Genomic DNA, 20634 nt, shown 5'->3' with positions numbered 1-20634 from the left:
GTGGCTCTCCCCTTTGATTCGAATGGTGGGATACAAGTCGATACTGCGTCGCTGAGGCCGCAATCGAAGTCATATCGCCGATGTCTCATCTGGTCAGACGGCCTGCCTCTAATCTGTCTGCCGCAGGCCTGGCGCTCCCCTTCTCCCCCCTTGGCCCCGAATAAAAAGGGGCTAAAATGATTCGGAACAAGCGGCTCCCGGTTGTCAGCTCGCCGAACGGCTAGCCGATTGCGGCCGACCGTCCGGCCGGAGAGGACGGCGGAGCCTGCTGCGCCCGGGGATCCTCCAGCCAGCAGGATACCGAATGGCTGCCGCCCACCTGTGTCGAGGCGGGATGATGCAGCCGGCACACTTCCATCGCATGCGGGCATCGGGCCGCGAAGGCGCAGCCCGGCGGCGGCGCGAACAGATCCGGCGGCGTGCCCGGAATCGGCTCGAGCTGGCGCGAGCGGTCCCGGTCGAGCCGGGGCATCGAGGCCAGCAGCCCTCTCGTGTACGGATGCCGGGGCCTGCGGAACAGCTCCCGCACGGAGCCCGACTCCACAATCTCGCCGGCGTACATGACGCAGACGCGGTCGGCCGTTTCGGCGACGACGCCCAGATCATGAGTGATCAGCACGATGGACACGCCGGTCTTCTGCTGCAGCATCCGGAACAGCTCCAGAATCTGGGCTTGGATCGTCACGTCGAGCGCGGTCGTCGGCTCGTCGGCGATAAGGAGCGACGGATTGCAGGAGGCGGCGATCGCGATCATGATGCGCTGCCTCATCCCGCCGCTGAACTCGCCCAGATATTGCTTCAGCCGCGTTTCCGGACTCGGAATGCCGACCAGGCCGAGCATCTCCACGGCGATTTTGCGCGCTTCCGATCTCGGCACCTTGCGGTGCAGGGCGATGCTCTCGATCAGCTGCTCTCCGACGGTGAGCGTCGGATTGAGCGCCGTCATCGCATCCTGGAAGATCATTGAAATCTCTGCGCCGCGCAGCTTCCGCAGCTCCTTTTCCTTGAGCCGCGTCAGGTCAACGCCTTTCCAGACGATGCGAGAGTCCTTGCCGAGCTTCGACGTCTGTTCCGGCAGCAGCCGCATCAGGCTGCGGGCGGTGACGCTTTTGCCGCAGCCCGACTCCCCGACGATGGCCAGCGTCTCGCCTTCGCGAAGCTGGAGATCGACTCCGCGCACCGCCTGCACCTCTCCGCCGTGGGTCCGGAAGCTGACTCGCAGATTTTCGACGGCCATCAGGGTTTTGCCGGGCGCCCTGCCCTCGGCAGCTTCCCTCGGCTCCCGGCTGGCCGGCTTTTCCGTCGCCGCCGGTTCCGGCGCTGCCGTCCGGCCGTCGTAAATTGCGGGCGGCCGCTCTGGCAGGCGGTCTTCCCTAACCGTTTCTCTTTCCTTTTCCCTGGCCAGGCCTTCAGGAGCCGCGACCGCGGATATCGACGCTTTTCGGGATCGTCTCCACATGCTCATGACCTCCTCTGCCTAGGGTTGAAGATATCCTGCAGGCCGTCGCCGACCAGATTGAACGCCAGCATCGTCATGGAGATGAAGAATGCCGGGTAGAACAGCCTCCACCAATGGCCGGAGAGGATGACGCCGAGAGCATCGCTCGCCATGACGCCCCAGCTCGCGAGCGGCGGCTGGATGCCGAGGCCGAGGAAGCTGAGGAAAGCTTCCGCGAAGATGGCCGACGGCACGGAGAAGGTGATCTGCACCATGATGACGCCCATCGCGTTGGGCAGCAGATGCTTGCGGATGATATGCCAGCCGCTGGAGCCGATCGAACGGGAAGCCAGCACGTATTCCGAAGATTTCAGCGTCAGCACCTGGCCGCGGACGACGCGGGCCATCCCGATCCACCCTGTCGCGCTGAGCGCGACGATGATCGTCAGCAGGCCTGGCCCCATGATGACCATGAGCAGAATGACGATGAGCAGGTAGGGAACGCCGTACAGCATATCTACGAAGCGCATCATCAGGTTGTCTGCGCGGCCCCCGACGTACCCGGCGATGCCGCCGTACACGATGCCGATGACGACGTCGATCAGGGTGGCCATCAGGCCGATGAACAGCGAGATGCGGGCTCCGTAGAGAATGCGGGCGAATACGTCCCGGCCCAGGTCATCCGTGCCGAACCAATGCTCGGCGGACGGGCTCATGTTGGCATCGGTGAGGACTTGCCTGGAGTAGCTCTGGTCCGTCAACATCGGGCCGAACGAAGCGAGCAGGGCGAGCAGGATGATGATGACGGCTCCGGCGAACGCGAGCTTGTTGGCCAGCAGCCGGTTCCACGATTCCTTCCAGAAGCCGAGGCGGGGCCGAACGATCGCTTCCGCATCCACGGCGGAGCGGTTCATCGGGACAAACAGGGAATCCGGTACGTTCATGCTCAGCGCTCCTTCCGGTGCAGCTTGATGCGGGGATCAATGAGGCCGTAGGCGATATCGACGAGAAACATCATGAACAGCAGCAGAGCGCTGTAGAACACGGTCGTGCCCATGATGACCGAATAATCGCGGTTGTTGATGCCGTCCACAAAATACTTGCCCATGCCGGGAATGGCGAAAATCTTCTCGATGACGAAGCTTCCCGTCAGGACGTTGGCGATCAGCGCCCCGAGCAGGGTGACGACCGGCAGCACCGCGTTGCGCAGCGCATGCTTCGTGACGATGACGAACGGATGCAGTCCTTTGGCGCGGGCCGTCTCGATATAGTCGGAGGTGAGCACCTCCACCATGTTGGCCCTGGTCATGCGGGCAATGATGGCGATGGGACCGGTAGCCAGCGCCAGCCCCGGCAGCACCGTGTGGCGCCAGGTGCCCCACATGGCGACCGGCAGCAGATGCCATTCCACGGCCACGTATTTGATCAGCAGCGTCGCCACGACGAAGTTCGGCACGGCGATGCCGAGCACAGCGAGCACCATGGCCGCCTGGTCGATCAGCCGGTTCTTGTACAGGGCGGCGACCGTTCCGAGCGCGATGCCGGCGACGATGGCGAACAGGATCGCGATCATGCCGAGCTGGAAGGAAACGGGGAAACCGCGGCTGATCATCGAATTCACGCTGTCGGGAAAATGCCCGATCGACGGACCGAGATCCAGCTTGAGTAGAGACTTCAGATAAAGCACGTATTGAACGCCGACCGGCTCGTCCAGATGGTAATAAGCCATCATGTTCTGCACGGCCGTCGGATTGCTGTTCTTGCCGTCCTTATCGAACGGAGACCCCGGCACGGAATGCATGAGGAAAAAGGTCACCGTGACGATCAGCCACAGCGTCACCAGCATGGAGACAAGCCGCTTCAGGATGTAAGATGCCACCTTCTGTCACTCCCCTTAATCGGTCTGGCAAAACGTCTTAGCAGTAATTGGTCCTTGTCGCCAGCTCAATCATGACCAGCATGGCCCGGTAGGCTTCGAGAATGTCCTTGGCCTGGAAGGAAACGACCGGGCTGCTGCCCTCGATTCGGGTTCCCGGCATCAGGCTCGCCCATTCGGCTTGTCCGTAGTTCGCGAATTCGATCGACAGATGCGGCCGCTCCGGCGAAGCCAGCGGCTTGACGCGGGAGCGGTTGTCGAGAGCCTCCTTCGTCTTTTCCCTCAGCAGCTGTCCGGTCTTGTCCGGAGTCAGGCACAGAGCCGCCGTGCGCGAAATCGCCTTCTTGACGACTGCCGTCGTCACCCCCGGCAGCAGCGCCTCCGCTTCTACCGCCGTCTCGTCGTCGCCGGCCACGAGCAGGACGGGGACGCCGAAATAGCCGGCTACCATGGCGTTGAAGCCGAGCTCGCCGATGGCTGTATCCCCTATGTACATCTTCGTCACGCCGAAAATCATCGAATGGCTGAGAACGCCGCGGGTTGCCGCCATCGTATGGTAGCCGAGGAAGGCGGCGCCGCCGAACGAAGCGTCTAGCCCCTGCACCATGGAGTACGGCTTGACGTCTCCGGTGATGAGCTGGGCGTCGGGATGCAGCCTTTCGATCAGCAGATTGTTCATTTTGGATTGGCTGTCGTTGACAATCACTTCGGAGCAGCCTTCGTCGAATGCCGTGCCGATGACATGATTCGCCTCGTCCGTCATGATGACCTGGCCGCGGGGATAGCTGCGCTGGCTCGAATCGACGTGCGTGCTGTCTACAAGCCCTGTTATGCCTTCCATGTCTACCGATATATAGAGCTTCATTGGCCATCCTCCCGGAATATAAGAAATGATCGGTTCGGTTTTGATACAGAGTATGAAAAAAACCCAGACCAACAGCCGGGGACATGCTTGTCCCTGGATCCGTTGGCTGGGTTTTATTTACGTGCATGCCGGAATGTCCCGCCATACGGATAAATAAAGCAGCGTACGCTGACCGGAAGTAGGCGCGGAGGCCTGCTCTTCTAGTCGATGAGCGTGGATTTGAATTTTTTGGAGGCGTCCTTGAAGGCGACGATCAATGCCTTCTGTGAAGAGCCGTGGTACCTGCTCCGGATTTCCTCGGCTACCAGCTCCACGTCCAGAACGGAGTGGCCGATGAAGATCGAGCGGACGAACTCCGAAGTAAGCGGAATGGTGGAGGAGCAGCCGGCATCGATGATGATCCCGGATTCCTTCCCAACGACGAGCCCGATGAAAAAAGCGCTGTACTGCTGGGTAATCGGATTGTTCACGGATGACTGGGCATCGCCTATGAGATACAGCGTGTTTTTGTCGAAAGGCATCCGTCATTCTCCCTTGTCTGCTTCATGCGCTCGCTGGATGTTAATTATTCTAACATCGACTCGAGCGGGTTGTAAATAAGAAATCCTGCTATTGGCCCATGCCGGCCCGGCGTTGACTGCGACCACAGACACGCGCCGACATGTTATGCCCTTCTAACGGCAACCATGTTCCCGGTTCAAGCTGCTCCTAGAGGCGTCTGCTCCTAGAGGCGGCCTAGCAGGCTCCGGGTCCATGCTGTGCCGGAAATGCGCCTTGCAGGCTCCCGGTGAAGACGCCGTTAACGCTGATTCTTCTTCCGCAGGAATATTTCGGCCATCGCGGCCGCCAACTCGGTCTCCGCCGCCGTGAACACATGGCCTTCCTTGGCGTCGTCCAGCCCGTTCATGGCATAAATCAGGCCGATTCCGGCTTCGGGATCGAAATACATTCCGCTGCGCAGCCCGTAGGCGTCGCCGGGATGGCCGATCATCAGCCTGCCGGGCATGAGATCATGCGTCCGCTGGAGCTGCAGGCCGCCTTCCCGGTAGAAGCCTTCCTGCGGAACCCTGGACCATTGCCGGGCTTGCATCTGCTCCGCCGTCTCCTTGCGGAGAATCCGGACTCCGCTGCGCTCGCCCTTGCCGGCCAGCATCTCCAGCCAGCGGGACAGATCCGCGATTGTCGTCCGGAGGCCGCCTTGCGGGCCGAACAACGATCCGTTGGCGCCGGGAACATAATCCCGCAGGTCCGTCCGCTCCGGCAGACAACCGCGAAATGCGTCTGCGGCCGGAACATAGTCGCCGGCATCGGCATCGTACTCATAGAGGACGGCGATTCGGTCGGGCTCCTCGAAATCCTGCAGGTTGAAGCTGGAATCCCGCATGCCGAGCGGCTCGAAGAGATGCTTGCGGCAATAGCGGTCGAAGCGCTCGCCGCTCAGCCGCTCGATAATCGTCGCCATGACAATCGCGCCAAGGTTGGAGTATTCATAACCGGACGGATCCCCCGGCGGCTTGTCCCCCCACAGCTTGGCGGGATGCCATTGTCCTCCGGGAACGATCAGTTCAGAGAGCGGAATCATGGGATCCTGACGGGAAGCGGCCGCGAAGCCGGCATACTCGTCGCGCAGTCCCGACGTATGGGTCATCAGCTGCCGCAGCGTAACCGGCTGGCCGGGAAAGGCCGGATGGCGGAGCGGAAGGCCGACAAGCTTGCCTGCGTCGTCGTCCAAGCCGCATAACCCGCGATCGGCGAGCTGAAGCAGCGCAGCGGCTGTGACCGTCTTGGAGATGGATGCGATGCGGAAGATCGTCTTGTCCGACACCGGCAAGCCTCTTTCCTTGTCCGCCAGTCCCAGACCGCCGCTCCAGACGAGCCGCCCGCGAATGAGAAACGCGCAGGCCATGCCGACGATGCGGCGGCGATCCATCGTTTCCTGCAGCCTCAAGGCTACTTTGTCAGGCTTGCTCATGCGATGCGTTCAGCCTCCTTTTGAAGTTGCGTTTGTCGTCCAGGAGACCTGTATAGCGTTTACATTCTATTAAATTATGACTTTTCGTCCCCTAAAACGTCAATAGGCTAAAGGAAAATAATAAAGGCCGTTTGCCTCATCGGCAAACGGCCAGCGAATCAAGCTCCTTCTCTTTCCTGCTGCTCGCGGAGCTGCTGGATGATCTCCTCGGGGATATCGTCCTGCTCGATCCGGTGGTTGACATAGGCGATGAACGGAACGGCGAGCTCCGGATCGAACTGCGATCCTGAGCAGGCCTGGATTTCCTCCACGGCCTCCTCGAACGTACGGGTCCGCTGGTAAGGACGCTCGGTCGTCATCGCGTCAAAGGAATCGATGATGCAAAGCAGCCTCGCCAGCTTCGGGATCTCCGTCCCCTTGAGCCCATGCGGATAACCCGTCCCGTCATAGCGTTCATGATGCAGCTCGACAAGCGGCACGAGATCCGAATAGGTTCCCGATGCGAGAAGAAACTCCTTGCCGAAGGTGACATGCTGCTTGACGAGCTCCCATTCTTCCTTGGACAGCTTCGCCCTCTTGGTCAGCACTTCCCTCGGAATCTCCAGCTTGCCGATATCGTGGATAAGCGCGCCCAGAATAAGCGTGCGCCTCTCCTCCTCGTTCAGGCCGAGTTTCTCCGCCATGTCCACCGCGTAGGAGAACACCCTCTTGGAATGCTTGAACGTGTAGACATCCTTGGAGAGGAATACACGGATCTGCTGCTCCAGCTCGTTGATTTCATGCTCGAACTTCTGCGGCAGATAGGTCTGCTCGCCGTAGATCGTCACCGTGTTCTTGCCTTTGGACTTGGAGATGTACATCGCCCGGTCGGACAAGCCGACAAGCTGCGACTTCTCGTACGTATCGGCATTCATCTCCATGACGCCGGCCGAGAACGACACGCATCCGTGCGGGAGGATTTCGACGCCTTCGAACGGAGAATTGTTCACCGTCTTGCGCAGCTGGTTGATGAACTTGCGCGCTTCGTTTTTGCCGTACGCCGGCATGATGACCGCAAATTCCTCTCCGCCGTAGCGGGCGCAGACGAATCCAAAAGGCTCGCACTCCGCCTTGATGATGGAGCCGACGAAGCTGAGCAGCTTGTCTCCTTGCGGATGTCCGTAGAGATCGTTGTACTTCTTGAAGTCGTCGAGGTCCAGCATCGCGAAGGAGAAAACATTCCCATCCTCGCGGTAGGTTTTTATGAAGTCATCCAGCTTCTCTTCCAGGTAGCTGTGGTTGTACAGCCCTGTCCGCTGGTCCTTGTTGGCTTTGTCGTTGATTTCGTGGTACATGAGGAAAAGCTGTTTGAAGACGTGCGACAGCAGCGTAGCGATAATCAAGAACAGAAATAGGCCGAAAAGACTGGTATAAATAAGCAAAATAACCAGAATCATTGATAACAGCAAAATGCTGAGATAGGCAAAGAGAACTTCCTTGATAAACATTCGCAGGATTTCGACAAGTCTTCCTTTGTAGACCAAAAAATAATAGGTTCCAATCAAAAGGACGTTTATACAGAAGTAGGCCGCAAGCGAAACAATGAATGCCGGCAGGAAAGAAGTCTCAAAAGTGCCTGTCTCGCCGCCGAACCGCAAGTAGATGTAATTAGCCCCAACAATCATAAAAGTATACATAGCGAGATTAAGGAAATGTTTCCACCACTTGGTATCCTTATGATTGAAAACAATAAAAAAGGTGCTTATGGCCAAAGTCAACAGTGCCGGCTCTACTCCATATACAAATACGGTCGCCAAAAAAATAGTGGAGTCCATGGATTGACGGTGCCCTTCAGGCGGGAGTTGAAACATAAAGTAATCAAGCAAGACGACTCCTGCAGTCATGGCGTAAATCGTGATCCATCTGTCGTTAGAAATGGCAATTCCGACAGGAAGAAAGTAAGAAAGCAATAATAGACTACCCATTAAAGATAGCAGGACTACATAGAGGTATGAGGGCGTTTTAAGTATAACCGCGATAGCTTTCAACTGTTTCATCCTGGCTCTCCCTCTTAACGGGTAAATATTAAAAAGGAAACAGAACGATCATTCTGTCTCCTTTTTTAAGCTATTAGAATACTTTAAGTCCCGAAGTCAGCGCAACTCCCAGGGAAGCAATGATGGCAAGATTAAAGAGAATGACTTTAACATTGACTTTTTTCATATTCGTCACCTCCCTTCATGCTTCAAAGCCCCTTTTTCAAGATCAAGCCGCTTCTGTACGAGGCTGCTTTTCATGGGTTTTTTGGGAAGACATTTGCGATGTAATATAGAAGAAGATACCTATATTCATGATTACATCTCCAATACTGATGGCCTGCCTTCTTGGATAAGGAGGACCCAAAGGTATGATGTCTCCCAGAAACGGGAGTCTAGTTGAACTATCCAGAAGAATATGCTTGTACAGTACGTCTCCGTTCTTCAGCATTTCAATAAAATGAGGATCAAGTACGGAGGCAGCCTCCAGCGACACCGGCATTCGTCCGCCGTTCACCAGCATGACCAGGAAATTCAGAAAGACACCAATAAAAAGCAAGTTTATTCCCTTGTAAGAGCGGTTTACGTAGAGTAGAGAAAGCCCTGCAACATAAACGAGCATATAAAAGTAGGAGTTGAAACGAGCGAAAAAGGACACATAATCTTGCAGATAGAACAAACCGAACTGGACAATAAGCAGCAGCGGAAAAACCCAGCCGCCCTTAATTCGGATATTGCCGAGAGCGATCAAGCCGCTCTTCCAGCCTGCCCGGATAAATCCGACGACAAGGCCGATAAGGATGCCATCATAGACCATAGCAGTTTCCCCTTCAGAAGATTACGGCAATCGACGACAATATCAATATTGCAGTAAAGTTCTACAATTACCAACATTTGCATTTGATCATTGCCATTATAGAATGCATAAAGACAACCCGTCAATATGAACTAAGTAGCATAACCTATCTTTTTTTGCACAGAGGTCCTATTGACTTCACATTAAAAAACCGGTTCCCAACCAAATGGAACCGGTTTTTATTGCATCCATTGACCTAATTTTATGAATAATTTATACCATTAGGCCTATTGAATATTCGTTTTTATACATAAAATTCCATATTAAGAACGATTCTTCATCAGCCTTTGACGGCACCCGCCGTCATGCCCTTCATGATCTGTTCCTGGAAGACCAGATAAGCGGCGATGGTCGGCAGCACGGCAATGGCCATCGCCCCCATCGTCAGGCTGTAATCCGTGCCGAAGCCGTCGGAGAACAGGGCGAGGCTGAGTGGCAGCGTCTTGAGCGCCTGCGAGTTGATGAACACGAGCGCGAACGCGAAGTCGTTCCAGAAGCGCAGGAAAGCCAGAATCGCCACCGTGGCGAGCGCGGGCTTGCACAGCGGCAGGATCATCCGGAAGAAGATGCCCCACCAGCCGCAGCCGTCGATGAGCGCCGCCTCCTCGATCTCGCGCGGGATGGATGCCAGATAAGCGATCGTCACGAAGATCGCGATCGGCAGCTCGAAGGCGGTGTAAGGCAGGATCAAGGAAGCGTACGTATCGAGCATCCCGACCTTGTTCATGACGATGAACAAGGGCACGAGCGTGCTGTGGATCGGAATCAGCATGCCGAGCACGAACAGCCCCGTCGCCGCCCGCGACAGCGGAAAGCGGAAGCGGGAAAGCACATAGGCGGCCATCGTGCCGAGCAGCAGCGTCAGGGCGACGGCCAGCACCGATACGACAACGGAGTTGACCATGGCGCGGCCCATATGCCCGAGCTCCCAAGCGCGGGACAGATTGGAGAGCACCCATTTCTGCGGCAGCGCATAGGGATGGGCAAAAAATTCGTCGTTGGTCTTGAGCGCGCTGATGAACAGCCAGTAGAGCGGATACAGCGTGCCCGCCGCGTAGAGCAGCAGGGCAAGCTTCACCGCGAATCGCCCGGCGGCGGAGCCGGCCCGAGGCTTTCCGACGGCCTCGGGCCGGATAGGAGCAGCAGTTGCCTTCATTAGGAGTCCTCCTCTTCCCTCATCCGTTCTTCCGGCGGGTGACCAGCAGGTTGAGCGCGATGAGCAGCAGGCTGATGACGATGATCATGGTGGAGACGGCGGAGCCGTACCCGTAGCGGTAGACGGCGAACGTGTTGTTGTACATATAAGTGGCGAGCAGCTCCGTCGACTTGGCCGGTCCGCCGCCCGTCATCACGATGACATGGTCGAACGCCTTCAGGCTGCCTGCGATGCAGAGCACCAGCGTGACGACGACCGTGCTCCATACCATCGGAAGCGTCACCGAACGCAGCTTGCGCCAGCCGGAAGCGCCGTCGATGGCGGCGGCATCGTGGATTTCCGAGGAGATGTTTTGGAGGGCGGCAATGAAGATGATCAAGTAAGGCCCGATGTTGCTCCAGTTGATCGGAATGGAGACGGCGTACATATTGATCTTGGGATCGGACAGCCACGCCCGGGTCCAGCTCTCGAGCCCCAGCAGCGAGAGCGCCTCGTTCAGCAGGCCGAACTGCGAGTTGTAGATATAGCCCCAGATCATCCCGATGACGACGGTGGACAGCACCATCGGCATGAACAGCGCAGAGCGGATCAGCCGGTTGAACCAGCCGTTCGCGGTGAGCAGCAGCGCGCCGACGAGCGCGATGGGAATCTGCCCGGCAATGGCGGAAACGACGAGGATCAAGTTGTTTTTCAGAGCCCTCCAGAAGACGGGATCCTGCAGCATGGCCGAATAGTTGCCGAATCCGATGAACTTCGGCTGGCCCATTCCTTTCCATTGGAAGAAGCCGTAATAGACGGACCACAGAATCGGCACGATGGCGAACAGGATGAATACGATCAGTGCGGGCAGCAGCGCCGCCGCGATGAAGCCTCTGCTGCGAAGTGGGGTCGGCACGGGTTGTCAGCCTCCTTTGTGCAAAAAAGAGACCCGCTGCGGGCACGGGTCTCCGACTGTGCGGTTATGGGTTGAGCGAACGGGCTTGGGCATCCTGGAGATTCTGGGCGACCGTCTCCGGCTTGCCGCCCATCATGAGCTCCTGCAGGCCGTTGTTGATGGCCTCCGCCGCTTCGGCCGACAGGTAGGCGTCGTAGACCGGCGTGATGCCGATCGTCTTGACGAGCTCGAACGCCTTGTAATAGAGGGAGGTGACCTTCGACTGGTCGACTTCCGTCTTGTACATGATCATAGAGTTGCTTTCGGCAATCGCCTTCTGCGTCTCCGGTCCGCTCACCGCGTAAATGAAGTCGAGCGCGGCCTGCTTCTTGTCGCCCTCCGCCTTTTTGCTGAGCGCAAAGCCGGCACCGGCGCCGCCGGTAATGGTGTTCGCCTCGCCTTTGCCGCCCGGAACGGAAGGAAGCACCGTGATGTCGATCTTCTTCAGCTCGTCCTCGCTGGTCGCGGCGAGATTCGTCAGCGTCCATGCGCCGCTCACCATCATGGCTGCCTTGCCCTGCACGAAGTATTGCTCCGCCTGGGTATTGTCGATCGTATTGGCGTCCTTGGCGAAAGCGTTCGCGTCGACGAGCTGTTTGAAATAGCCCAGAGCTTCCACGAACTGCGGATCGGCAAAGGAGGCTCCATCCTGCGCGACCGCTTTCTTGAACCATTCGGTTCCCGTCACGCGGTCCGCCAGAGAACCGAGAATGGTCGACTGCGCGACCCATGGCGCCTTGTTGCCGAGCGCGATCGGCGTAATGCCGGCCTTGTTGAAGGCGGCGACGGCTGCCATCAGCTCATCCCAGGTTTTCGGAACGGCGACGTTGTTCTGCTTGAACAGATCCGCATTATAGTAGAGGAAGGACGTCGCCGACATGGCGAGCGGAGCGAGATAGGTGCTGCCGTCGATCGTCGAGCCGTCGAAGGCTCCGGGCAGGAAGTTGTCCTTCCATTCCTGCTTGCTGTCGAGCAGCTCGTTGATCGGCTGCACGAGCCCGGACTCCTGGAAGCCCTTGATGTGGCTGCCGGAGTAGGAGAGGAACACATCCGGCATCTCGTCCGCGGCGGCGACCGTGCTCAGCCGCTGGCGGTATCCGTCCGGAGGAATGGCTTGAGCGTCGAGCTCGACGTCGGGATGGCTGGCGGCGAATTCCTCGATCTTGGCTCGGACCGTCTTGGCGCGGGCGTCGTCCCCGGCGAAATTATGCCATACGGTGAGCTTGGTCTTCTTGCCGGCGTCCGCCCCTTCCCCGTTCTTGGAGGAGGCTTCATTGTTCGTGCCGCCGCTGCACGCGGTGAGCAGCGTCATGGCCGTGACGGCGGCGATTCCAAGCTTGCTTATGTTTCTCATAACCATTCCCCCTGTCATGAATTGACCTCAGTATAAGCCAGGGGGCCCCGCCTCAGCAGGGGGGATCCTTCGGGAGCAGGGGGGGCATTCTTCACCTGCCCGCCTGGCGGAATTCGGTCGGCGTGCAGCCGCTATGCGTCTTGAACAGCTTGTTGAAATGCTTGGCGTCCTCATACCCGACCTCCGCGGCGATGCGCGCGACCTTGGCAGGCGTATGCAGCAGCAGATCCCGCGCCCGCTCCATGCGCGCGGCCGTGACGAACTCCAGATAGGTGAGTCCGGCCTCCCGTTTGAACAGCTCGCTGAAATAAGTCGGATTCATGTGGACATGCCGGGCGACCTGCTGCAGCGACAGGCTGCTGCTGAGATGCTCGCGGATGTATTCGCAGGCTCGCCTGACGGCTCCGTGGCCGCCGGAAGCCAGCTCCCTGTACCGGCTCGCCAGCGTGAGCAGGCAGGTGATGAGCGTCTCGCGCGGCTGCTCCTCCAGGCCGCTGATCTCCAGGCCCTCCAGTGGAGCAGCCGGCTCCGCCCCGACGGATTCCGCGCTGCGGTCCAGCCAGCGGCAGCCGGCGATGAGCACGGAGTGGAAATAAGCGGTTGCGGAAGCCGGCGTCGCCTTCCCCTCGGAACGGATGCTCTCCAGGAGACGATCGGTCCATTGCTCCACCGCCTCCGCCCTACCGGCTTGAAGCATGCGCGCGATCTCCCTCTCCTCCTCCGGAGAGCATACGGTGCGCATGCCCTCGCGCCCGCTCACCTCGGCATTCAGGACGACGCCGCCGCTGCCGGCCAGGTAGCGGCTTGAATACGCATGCAGCGCTGTCCTTCTCGCCGCCTCCATGCCGTCCCAGCCCGGCTGGACTTCGCCGCCGGCCGCATGGAGCGGCACTCCGGCCGCCGCAGCCTTCCGGACGATGGAGCGCATCTGCGGAACGAGCTCCTGCCCATCGCGGACAGCGGCCGCAAGCAGCCAGCCCCGTTCATGCGCGGCGGCAGGGACGCCCAGAAGGCCGGCCAGCTGCTGGACCGCCTCCTCGGCGAGTCCGCGCGCAGCGGCCGGACCGGCATAGCCGAGCAGCCATAGCTGCAGGCCGCGGCTCCGGCCGACAGCGCGCAGGGCGGGATGCCAGTCGAACGTCTGCTCCAGCAGCTCCGGCTCCGGCCGCCCTCCTCCCAGAAGGCGGGAGATCTGCTGCCCGTAATAGGCTTCCGACTGCATCCGTCTGCTCTCCTCGCGCTCCAACTTGCTGCGGCGCCGGTCTCTCGCCCGCAGCGCCGCCTGCAAAATCTCGTCCGGACCGCTCGTCTTGAGCAGATACTCGCTCACGCCCTGCCTGATGGCTTGCTGGGCATAAGTAAATTCATCATAACCGGACAGCACGATGACCTCGGTATCCGGATAAGAGGCGAACACCTCCGAGCTCATCTCGAGGCCGCTTGCTCCCGTCATGCGGATGTCGGTGAGAATCAGCTCCGGCCTCTCCACCGGGATGCGCATCAGCGCTTCCTCCGCGGAAGCCGCTGCGGGCAGCAGGCTGAAGCCGTTCTCCGCCCAAGGAATGACCGTGCTCAAACCGGTACGGATGATGACTTCATCGTCGACTATGAGCAGCTTCATCCGCTTCCCTCCTCCTCGGCCGGCTCCGGCAGCACGAACATGACGACTGTCCCTTCTCCGACGCGGCTCTCCACCTGCAGGCCTGCGCCCGGACCATAATGGAGCAGCAGCCGGTTGTGCACGTTGCGCAGCCCGTAGCTGCCGTATTCTCCCCCGGTCGCCGTATCGAAGCCCGGCAGCAGCCGGCTCACGAGCAGGCCCCGCAGCTCCTCCAGCTTCGCCGGCTCAATGCCGACTCCGTCATCCCGGACCGTGAAGCGGATTCCCTCCTCGACGGGAGCGGCGATGACCTCGATGCCTCCGGGCTCGGGCCGCTTGAGAATGCCGTGCAGCAGGGCGTTCTCGATCAGCGGCTGCAGCAGCAGCTTCAGCATCCGGCGCTCCAGCAGCTCTTGAGGCACCTCCGTGCGGAACCAGAACCGCTCCGGATAACGGATCGACTGTACCTTGATATAGCTCTGCACATGGCTGATTTCCTGGGACACCGTACAGTATTCCTGCCCCTTGTTGAGGCTGAAGCGGAGGAAGTCGCTGAGCGAGCCGACCATTTCCGCCGTGCGGGCATCCTTGTTCATCAGCGCCATCCACTGGACGGAAGACAGAGTGTTGTAAAGGAAATGAGGGTTGATCTGGGCTTGCAGCGCCAGCATGTCCGCTTCCTTCTTCATGCTCTCGCTCCGCTTCACTTCCTCCGTCAGGTTGACGATGCGGCTGCTGAGCCGATTGTAGCTGATGACCAGCTGGCCGACCTCGTCGATTGTTGTGACCGGAATTACAGGCAGCGGCTCCTCGGGATTCGCGCCCCGCAGCTGCCTCGTCAGCGAGGAGAGCGGCCCGGTCACCTTGCGCACGATGAAGCCGACGACGACAATGACGAACAGGAGGGCGATGCATACCGAGATTGCGGTGAGCGTAAGGAAATAGCGGTTCTGGGAGCGGTACTCCTGAAAGGGGATGATGCCGGCGAGCTTCCAGTCGGCTCTGCCGAGCGAGCGGTACAGGACGGTGGAACGGGTGTCGTTCTGGCCGTAAGTGAGCACGCCGCTCTCTCCGTCCAGCCCGGTCAAGCCCGGCAAATAATCCGTAAGGGGGCGGTTCGTCTCCCAGCGCGGCGGTCCGGCCATAATCCGGCCCTGTCCGTCGAGCAGCACGACCGAGCCCGAGCCTTCCAGCTCGGACTGCCGCAGCTGGCGGGCGATGACCGACTGGTCGAGGCTGATTCGCAGCTGGCCGATGACTTTGTCGTAACGCGTCGTGCTGCGGATCGGCCGGGACATCGTCAGCACCTGCTGGCTGTCCAGGGAAGTCGTCTGCACGTAGACGGACGACCACCATTTGGCATGCGGGCCGTAATGCTCCGGGTCCTCGGCCGCAAGGCGGTCAAGGCCGGAGGAGACGACGGAGCGGATGCTCACGGGCGAGCTTCCGCCCGATCCGTCGATGGTGATGTTGCTGATATACGGCTTGGAGAAGGCCAGATCGGTCAGAAAGCTGATGATGGCGGTCTGCTTGCGCGCATCGCGCTGTCCGGCCTGCAGATCCTTCTGGACATTCTCGTTGCCGATCAGGAAGAGCGACATGTTCTCCACGTCCGCGACCATGTTGTCCAGGTAAGCCTGGAGCAGATCCAGCGTCTTCATGCCGTCGATCTTGGCTTTCTCTTCCGACAGCCCCTCGGCGATTGAGTAGGACAGCAGTCCGAGCGACATCAGCGGCACGAGCACGGCTAGAATCGTCAGGAGGGATAGCTTGTGTTTGAGTGATTTGCCGAGCCAGTTTTCCATGCTGCCGATTCCCCCAGGCGAGTTTTGGGATGTTTTCTACCATCATAGTCAAGGATTTGGACGAGCGCCAGAACATTTCGATGCCAATTTTCCTCGTATTTCCAATAAATATCGGAAAATCTGACATCGTTTTGAGCGTTTTCGTCACAATTGTTATGATAGCGCATACATTTTTGATCAGGCAAGCCATCCTGAAAAATAAAGCAGACGGCAGGCGAAATCAGTACAAAAACACGATGCCGCCGACAGCAAAAATCAAAAAAAGGAATCCGGGCCGATGGCCGAATTCCTTCTTGTATCTTCCGATGTCTGCGCAGCTGAGCTGTTGCAGCTTCGGATGGATGCGCAGCTGAGCTTTTGCATCTCCGGATGCGTGCGCAGCAATCGGTCATGCCTGCCGCATTCTCATGCCTGCCCGACCGTCATGCTTGAGCAACGTCTCCAGCTTGTGCAGCTGTCACGCATGGGCAGCCGCCAAGCGAAGAGCTGCGGCGTCCGCGCCTTCGGCCGATTGGCCGAGCATCCGGATGATCGCATGCACGGCCCGATCCGCGCCATGCTCCGGCTTGTTCAGCGATGCGTTCTTGCGCAGGCGGGCGCGCAGCGCGTCTTCCGCGATGACCTGGCGCAGCCTACGCATGAGGTCCGACTTGGAGCGGGCTTCCACTGCGGCTCCCAGCCGCGTCAGATAAGCCGAGTTCTCCTGCTCTTGTCCCGGAATCGGCTTGAACAGAATCATCGGCAGCTCCTGCGACAGAGCCTCGGAGACGGTGAGGCCGCCCGGCTTCGTCACCATGACGTCGGCTGCGGCCATGAGCTCGTGCACATAGTCGATGAAGCCTGTCACGAGGATCCGATGCGGTCCGCCCATCGCTTCCAGCCGTTTCTCCAGCTGGCGGCGCAGCTTCTCGTTGCGGCCGCAGACGAAGACGTACTGGGCGGGCGGCATGTCCTCGGCGGAATCCAGCAGCGTCAGCAGCCGCCGTCCGATCAGGCCGTCGCCCCCGCCCATGACGAGAACGACCGGCAGGGTGGGGCTGAGCCCATGCTTGCGCCGCAGCTCCAGACGGTCGTAGGCGCGTCCGAAGGAGAAGCGGACGGGCATGCCGGTGACCGATACGGCTCCAGCCGGTATGCCGAGCTCCGTCAGGGAGCGCTGGATCGACTCGGAGCCGACGATGTACCGGTCCGTGCCCGGATGGAGCCAGTAGCTGTGCCGCGCGTAATCGGTCATCACCGTCACCGTGGCGACCGACGTCAGCCCGGCCGTCTTGAGACGGGACATCGCCGCTGCAGCGGGCGGGAAGGTGCTGACTACGACGGAGGGCCTGAATTCCTCCAGCAGCTCCATCATCCTCCCGGAGCGGAACGTGCGCATCTGCTTGAACATCCCGGACAGGCGGTTCTCGTCGCGGGTGGCGCGGTACAGGTATCCGTACAAGGACGGCAAGCCTTTGACGCCCTGCATGTAGAAGAATCTGCCTACGGAATGCGTCTTGGGATGCGTCCACTGCATGAAATCCACGACCCGGACAACAGCGTCGGGATATTGCCGCGCCGCCGCTTCCGCGATGGCTCCGGCCGCCTGGTTGTGGCCGTCGCCCAGCGTCCCGGTCAAGACCAGGATCCTCTGCTGGCTTATAGGTACCAAAGGGGGTTCCTCCTTCAAGATCTTAGCCGGTGGCAGCTTCCGCTTATACATACGGCTCGTTCGGCCGAAATAGTCTTCTTCCGCATGCCCTGCCCGCAAGATGTCGTCTGGAACCAGCTTACCGCGATGGGGCGCTTGAGGCATACCGTCTGTGGAATGTTCCTGTCCTGGACCGAAGTCCGGTTAATCGGTCATTCCCTCGCCCTCGAAGGAGCGGAGCGCCTCCCGCACATGATCCGGGATGGCGGTGCTGCGGCCGCTGGCCGTATCGATCAGCACGACCGTGCCGCGTCCCGCGGCCCTGAGCTCTTCCCCGACGGTAAGCGCGTAATGGATGTCCATGGACGAGCGTCCGAGCTTGGCTGTCTTCACATGCAGCCGCAGCTGGTCGCGGAGATAAATTTGGCCCAGGTACTGGCATTCGAGATCCGCCACGACGGATACCGTCTTGTCGCTGAACAGCTCGTCGGTCAGCCCCAGGTTCTCGACGTACTCGATCCTGCCCTGCTCGAAATACATGAAGTAGCTGACGTTGTTGACATGCCCCAGCATGTCCGTCTCGCAATAACGGATTTTCAGCGGGATGGAAAATTGAAACGATTCCAGCCAGGCTTGCCTGTCTTCCCCCATGAATGCGCCCTTGCTCATGATGCGAAATGCCCCTTTCAGCATCCTTCCGGTCCACGCTCTCGCCTCTGCCGGAAACGATAGGTCTATCATGCAGGATATCACGCCGCGTGCCGGACAGACAACTTTTCCGCCGCTGCCGACGGTCCGGGCGTCCCGATGCATGCCCCGATCGCCTTACAGCCATACTGACTAGATGACCATAGGAAGGGTGAACCGAGCATGCCGCAGAGCCACTGGCTGATTCCAGCCGGAGAAGGAATCGGCTTCAAAGTAAACAAAGGCCAAGTCATCCGGGTGACGGATGTCGAGGGCGAGCAGGTGGCCGATTTCGTCGCTTACCGCGCTGACGACACGACCGAGAGGATCGATCCCAACGTGACGATGGACGCCCTCCATAAGATGAAGGTCCGTCCGGGGGATATTCTCTACTCCAACAAATACCGTCCGATCCTGACCGTTGTCGCCGACGACGTCGGCGTCCACGATTTCATCAACGCCTCCTGCCGTCCGGAGATGTACGAGTTTTTGTACGGCAAGAAAAACCACGCCAGCTGCCATGAAAACCTGACCCGGGCACTGGAGCCGTACGGCTTGCCGGAGCCGGACCAGCATTACGCGTTCAACGTGTTCATGAACACCGTCATCCATCCGGACGGCAGCATTTCCGTCGAGCGTCCGCTATCGAAGGCGGGCGACGCGGTGGAGCTGAGGGCGGAAATGGATCTGATCGTCGCCGTCTCTGCCTGCCCCTGCTCGGAAAGCGCCTGCAACAGCTATGCCTGCACGCCGATCCGCGTCGAAGTTGTCGACTGATCACGGCGATCGATGGATCGGCCGGGCGACACATGGGAGTCGTTGAATCGAACTGTTTCCAGGGACGCCGCTCCGGCGCCCCTATTTGTCCTTCTACAAAAATAAGCCTCCGAATAGGAATAGGATGACTTGTACCCGTTGCAGGCAAGCCTATTTCCTCTGGAGGTGAATTTCGGATGAACGCCTTTTTGGCCTATGTGCTGCTGGGTCTGTCCCTGTCGGCTCCGATCGGCCCCATCAACGCCGCCCAGCTGGACAAGGGAGCCCGGTTCGGCTTCACCCATGCATGGCTGGTCGGAATCGGCGCCATGGCTGCCGACGCGCTGTACATGCTGCTGATTTATTTCGGCGTGGCGAACTTCCTGGCGACCGGCTTCATGCGCACGCTGCTGTTCTCTTTCGGCTTCTTCGTGCTCATGTACACCGGTCTCGAGACGCTGAAGGCCGCTTCCCCCTCGCTGCCGGGTCCGCTCCATGAGGAAACGACGAGAGCCGCATCCTTCCGCTCCGGCTTCCTGATGGCGCTCCTCAACCCGCTCAATATCCTGTTCTGGCTCGGCATCTACGGCTCCCTGATCGCCGGGAGCTCCCATGAGGGCCTCTCTCTGCTGCTCCTGCACAGCACCGGAATTTTCGCGGGCATCCTGCTCTGGGACGTCGTCATGGCCGCACTCGCAAGCTCGCTGCGGCGATTCGCCAGCAGCCGCGTCCTGCAAGGCATCTCCTCCCTGGCAGGGCTGTCGCTGATCGGCTTCGGCCTTTACTTCGGCTGGCAGGCCTTCCTCCAGCTGACGGCCTAGAATGCCGGGACGTTCACCCAACTCCCACTCCTTACATACGATGAAGCGACGTATCAAAGGAGGATGGCAAGGACGGATGGCACAACTGCATGCGAAAAGCTGGCTTGAACATCACTCAATGTCACTGGAGAAGTGGGAAAGGGAAGCCTACCTGAGCTTTGCTTCCATGATCGCCGACGACGACAATTCCTATCCTTGCGTGCCGGGCAGGCAGGGCTTCCTGACCGACAATCTGCGGTTCGGGTTCGCTCCCGACCCGCGTACGGAAGCGGCGGCGCGCGAAGTCGCCGATCTGCTTGCGCAGTACGGTCCCTTGTCCGGGGAAACGGGCAAATACGCCTCGCTGGTCATCTTCTTCCGCACTCCCGAGGATCTGCTGGAGAGCGCGTCCGTGGAAACCTACGAGGAGCTGTTCTGGTCTCTTCTCAGCGGCGCTTCCAGGCTGGACCCGGCACCCTGGCCGGAATCGATTCCCCGGGATCCCGGGCATCACGAATGGGAATTCTGCTTCGGCGGAGAGCCCTATTTCGCCTTTTGCGCCACTCCGGCCCATGTGGTCCGGCGCAGCCGCTCCTTTTCCGGCTTTCTCGCAGCTTTCCAGCCGCGCTGGGTTTTCCGGGAAATCAACGACTCCACGCCCTTCGGCCGCAACATGAAAAAAATCATCCGCAGGAAGCTGGCGGACTACGACGGCATCCCCGCCCATCCGTCGCTCAAATGGTACGGCCAGCAGGACAACCAGGAATGGCAGCAATACTATTTGCGGGACGACGACAGCGCCTTGTCGAAATGCCCGTTCCTGAGCGGCAAAATCAAGCTGCCTGCCGGCGACTAGATCCGGATTCCGCAAGGAAGCATTCTCGCGGGTC

The 20634-nt window shown here is 59.6% G+C and carries 18 protein-coding genes; 3 read left to right on the top strand and 15 right to left on the bottom strand.

The annotated features are described in order from the left end of the window. Positions 1-220 precede the first annotated feature (220 nt). From PHU01S_RS14515 to PHU01S_RS14440, 15 genes are all read right to left on the bottom strand, one after another. Entirely contained in the window at positions 221-1237 is a 1017-nt protein-coding gene (locus PHU01S_RS14515; protein WP_049869710.1) for an ABC transporter ATP-binding protein, read from the bottom strand. 224 nt (positions 1238-1461) lie between these two features. Then, positions 1462-2382 (bottom strand): ABC transporter permease, encoded by a 921-nt coding sequence (locus PHU01S_RS14510; protein ID WP_127508151.1) that lies wholly within the window; start codon positions 2380-2382, stop codon positions 1462-1464. Positions 2383-2384: 2 nt separating this feature from the next. Further along, positions 2385-3317, bottom strand: coding sequence for an ABC transporter permease (locus PHU01S_RS14505; RefSeq protein WP_127508149.1), 933 nt, complete (start codon positions 3315-3317; stop codon positions 2385-2387). 37 nt (positions 3318-3354) lie between these two features. Further along, on the bottom strand, positions 3355-4179 hold the full coding sequence (gene dppA, locus PHU01S_RS14500) for a D-aminopeptidase DppA (RefSeq protein ID WP_127508147.1): 825 nt from the start codon (positions 4177-4179) through the stop codon (positions 3355-3357). A gap of 200 nt (positions 4180-4379) precedes the next feature. Next, the gene (locus PHU01S_RS14495) at positions 4380-4700 is read right to left on the bottom strand and encodes a DUF3870 domain-containing protein (protein WP_021881040.1); all 321 of its coding nucleotides are present in this window, start codon (positions 4698-4700) and stop codon (positions 4380-4382) included. 278 nt (positions 4701-4978) lie between these two features. Further along, positions 4979-6151, bottom strand: coding sequence for a serine hydrolase domain-containing protein (locus PHU01S_RS14490; protein WP_127508145.1), 1173 nt, complete (start codon positions 6149-6151; stop codon positions 4979-4981). A 158-nt stretch (positions 6152-6309) separates the two neighbouring features. Beyond that, positions 6310-7533, bottom strand: coding sequence for a bifunctional diguanylate cyclase/phosphohydrolase (locus PHU01S_RS14485; RefSeq protein ID WP_246029239.1), 1224 nt, complete (start codon positions 7531-7533; stop codon positions 6310-6312). An 862-nt stretch (positions 7534-8395) separates the two neighbouring features. After that, positions 8396-8983, bottom strand: a complete 588-nt coding sequence (locus tag PHU01S_RS14480; RefSeq protein WP_021881043.1) for a DUF5317 domain-containing protein — start codon at positions 8981-8983, stop codon at positions 8396-8398. Positions 8984-9302: 319 nt separating this feature from the next. Beyond that, a complete protein-coding gene (locus PHU01S_RS14475; protein ID WP_021881044.1) occupies positions 9303-10178 on the bottom strand; it encodes a carbohydrate ABC transporter permease in 876 nt (291 codons plus the stop codon). A gap of 19 nt (positions 10179-10197) precedes the next feature. Beyond that, positions 10198-11073 carry a carbohydrate ABC transporter permease gene (locus tag PHU01S_RS14470; protein ID WP_127508141.1) on the bottom strand — a complete coding sequence of 292 codons (876 nt, stop codon included), beginning with the start codon at positions 11071-11073 and terminating at the stop codon, positions 10198-10200. Between the two features lie 64 nt (positions 11074-11137). Then, entirely contained in the window at positions 11138-12466 is a 1329-nt protein-coding gene (locus PHU01S_RS14465; protein ID WP_048746773.1) for an extracellular solute-binding protein, read from the bottom strand. A gap of 91 nt (positions 12467-12557) precedes the next feature. Then, positions 12558-14087, bottom strand: a complete 1530-nt coding sequence (locus tag PHU01S_RS14460; RefSeq protein WP_127508139.1) for a response regulator transcription factor — start codon at positions 14085-14087, stop codon at positions 12558-12560. Then, positions 14084-15871, bottom strand: coding sequence for a cache domain-containing sensor histidine kinase (locus PHU01S_RS14455; protein WP_127508137.1), 1788 nt, complete (start codon positions 15869-15871; stop codon positions 14084-14086). The genes PHU01S_RS14460 and PHU01S_RS14455 overlap by 4 nt, the downstream gene beginning before the upstream one ends. Before the next feature lie 457 nt (positions 15872-16328). Continuing rightward, the gene (locus PHU01S_RS14445; RefSeq protein WP_053086990.1) at positions 16329-17522 is read right to left on the bottom strand and encodes an MGDG synthase family glycosyltransferase; all 1194 of its coding nucleotides are present in this window, start codon (positions 17520-17522) and stop codon (positions 16329-16331) included. Between the two features lie 183 nt (positions 17523-17705). Beyond that, complete coding sequence (locus PHU01S_RS14440; protein ID WP_048747243.1) at positions 17706-18170, bottom strand: acyl-CoA thioesterase; 465 nt, start codon at positions 18168-18170, stop codon at positions 17706-17708. 201 nt (positions 18171-18371) lie between these two features. On the opposite strand from PHU01S_RS14440, the gene PHU01S_RS14435 reads away from it, so the two are divergent. From PHU01S_RS14435 to PHU01S_RS14425, 3 genes are all read left to right on the top strand, one after another. Beyond that, complete coding sequence (locus PHU01S_RS14435) at positions 18372-18965, top strand: DUF1989 domain-containing protein (RefSeq protein WP_127508135.1); 594 nt, start codon at positions 18372-18374, stop codon at positions 18963-18965. 176 nt (positions 18966-19141) lie between these two features. After that, on the top strand, positions 19142-19765 hold the full coding sequence (locus tag PHU01S_RS14430) for a LysE family transporter (RefSeq protein ID WP_048747211.1): 624 nt from the start codon (positions 19142-19144) through the stop codon (positions 19763-19765). A 76-nt stretch (positions 19766-19841) separates the two neighbouring features. Further along, positions 19842-20600, top strand: coding sequence for a YqcI/YcgG family protein (locus tag PHU01S_RS14425; protein ID WP_127508133.1), 759 nt, complete (start codon positions 19842-19844; stop codon positions 20598-20600). The last annotated feature ends 34 nt before the right edge of the window (positions 20601-20634 follow it).

It is taken from the genome of Paenibacillus humicus NBRC 102415 (assembly GCF_004000905.1).
GTDB classification, from domain to species: domain Bacteria; phylum Bacillota; class Bacilli; order Paenibacillales; family Paenibacillaceae; genus Paenibacillus_O; species Paenibacillus_O humicus.
The sequence above is the reverse complement of the archived record's forward strand: the minus strand, read 5'-3'. Positions and strand labels throughout refer to the sequence as shown.